The organism is Vibrio sp. L85 (assembly GCF_963871815.1).
In the GTDB taxonomy this organism is placed as follows: domain Bacteria; phylum Pseudomonadota; class Gammaproteobacteria; order Enterobacterales; family Vibrionaceae; genus Vibrio; species Vibrio harveyi.
Map to the genome: position 1 here is coordinate 1 of NZ_CAWMYL010000096.1, position 1,739 is coordinate 1,739.

Annotated in this window: 4 protein-coding genes; 2 read left to right on the forward strand and 2 right to left on the reverse strand. The window is 38.8% G+C overall.

Annotation, left to right across the window (positions count from 1 at the left end):
- Both AACR11_RS09875 and AACR11_RS09880 read right to left on the reverse strand, forming a co-directional pair.
- Window positions 1-360: type II toxin-antitoxin system HicB family antitoxin (locus AACR11_RS09875; protein WP_079324701.1), on the reverse strand; the 360-nt coding region annotated here is incomplete at its 3' end.
- 21 nt (window positions 361-381) lie between these two features.
- Window positions 382-564, reverse strand: coding sequence for a type II toxin-antitoxin system HicA family toxin (locus AACR11_RS09880; RefSeq protein WP_017191239.1), 183 nt, complete (start codon window positions 562-564; stop codon window positions 382-384).
- 152 nt (window positions 565-716) lie between these two features.
- On the opposite strand from AACR11_RS09880, the gene AACR11_RS09885 reads away from it, so the two are divergent.
- Together AACR11_RS09885 and AACR11_RS09890 are read left to right on the forward strand one after the other, a co-directional pair.
- On the forward strand, window positions 717-1,292 hold the full coding sequence (locus AACR11_RS09885; RefSeq protein WP_017817459.1) for a ParA family protein: 576 nt from the start codon (window positions 717-719) through the stop codon (window positions 1,290-1,292).
- On the forward strand, window positions 1,292-1,561 hold the full coding sequence (locus AACR11_RS09890) for a hypothetical protein (protein WP_017191241.1): 270 nt from the start codon (window positions 1,292-1,294) through the stop codon (window positions 1,559-1,561). Before AACR11_RS09885 ends, AACR11_RS09890 begins: the two co-directional genes overlap by 1 nt.
- Window positions 1,562-1,739 lie beyond the last annotated feature (178 nt).

Here is a 1,739-nt window from a genome sequence, read left to right on the forward strand (position 1 = left end):
CTCTACTCTACGATCGATTACCGCTAGTAACGACTCTGGTAGAGAAACATTTACCCTTTGGGTCTTACCACTGTATCTATTTACATCAATTTCTATCTGTAACCAAACATTACAAAAATGGTAAGCTTGATCTTCTTTATAAACCAGTGCTCCTTGGTCTTTTAGTCCTAATACATCAAAGCCATCAGCAAGCATCTCTTCTAAAATACTTTCTATCGCTTCTGCTGAATGTGCCGCTATATCTTTACTACTATCTGATGCGCTATAGCAGGAATAACGGTCATTACATAGAGCTGGAACGACTATCCCGTAAGAGGAATCTTTATCTTTTGGTGTCTCTACACCCAATGTAAACCACATCGTTACCTCCAAGTGCGCGGGCTAGATGCCCGCGTCTTTTTTGATAGAACGTACTGTGCCTATTGGTAAGGAGCCTTTAGGGTGAGGCACCGGAAATTTTTTACCAGTGATTGGAGATTTCCAGATCTGGTGACTTCCTTTGCCATGCCTGACAAACTCACATCCTGCAGCAAGTAGTTCATCTATTAGGTCTTTAGATTTCATATTACCTCCGACCTAACAATGATTATACACACTAGTGTGTATGGCGCAAGTCTTTTGAATGTTAATAGTATACAAATGTACAATTGAATATGTTGACTATTCAACTGTACAGTGTACACTTGAATAGTGTTCAATCGTATAGACGTACAGTTATGAAGATTATTGATATCTGGAATCCTAAAGGGGGGCAAGGTAAATCTATGCTTACTATTAACCTTGCCGCTGCTGCCATTGAGTTAGGAAAAAAGGTTCTCGTTATATGCCAAGACCCACAAGGTACATCCACTCTTTACTATAAGGGCGGTAAACTTCCTTTTGAGGTACTTAGCTCTATTCCTAGAACAAAACCTGATGCTGACATATTAATTTTTGATCATCAGGCTGCTGATTGGGATGTTCCAGAGGGGGCATTACTAATTATGCCATTTAAACCAGCAAGAGATCAGTATGCTACCTACATGGACGCTTTTAAACGCGCTGAACTGGAAGGGAAATCAATTGTTACTGTTGTAACGGACACTAATAGCCATCGTCCAGAGGAAGTTAATGTAACAAAAGCAATGAAAAAGAGAGGGGCTTTTGTTATTCCATCTAGTGGGGTATTTGGTAGAGCTGCGTGTGAATATCGTACTATTTTTGATGATGCTTTAAATCGAGCTTACAAAGTAAAGGATCGTCGTCGTGAATTTTTACAGATTATGAGTCATATATTAGTGGAGGTTAAGTAATGGCTGATACTCGTTTTTCATGGATGGATGAGGAAGATGATAGAGCTGAGTCCAATCAGTTAAAAGGTCAAACTGAAAATGCTGATGCTCCGCGAATGAAAAAAGTCGTTCGCACTCCGAAGAGAACTACAAGAGGAATTTTTGTTGATGATGATATTTGGGAGGATTTTGAAGACATTATTTATCAACAAAAAAAGCAAAAAGGGAAGTCGAAACCAGAACTTGCAGAAGAGGCTTTGCTTTATATTATTGAAAAATATAAAAAATAAAGATTTTTACATGACTGTATAGTTGTATAACTGTACAGTCGTGTGGTTGTACAATCGTGCACTATACAGTTGCACGATTGTACGTCTCTTTAATGAAAGTTTGCCGACGAGCATTAAAGAGGCACTTAATCCATTGGAGGAAATTAAGATGCAGTTGAACTGTAGCATATCTCACACC

Bases quoted from the DNA above. Each gene is read 5' to 3' on its own strand.
- AACR11_RS09880 (WP_017191239.1), bottom strand. From the start codon at position 564: ATGAAATCTAAAGACCTAATAGATGAACTACTTGCTGCAGGATGTGAG.
- AACR11_RS09885 (WP_017817459.1), top strand. From the start codon at position 717: ATGAAGATTATTGATATCTGGAATCCTAAAGGGGGGCAAGGTAAATCT.
- AACR11_RS09890 (WP_017191241.1), top strand. From the start codon at position 1,292: ATGGCTGATACTCGTTTTTCATGGATGGATGAGGAAGATGATAGAGCT.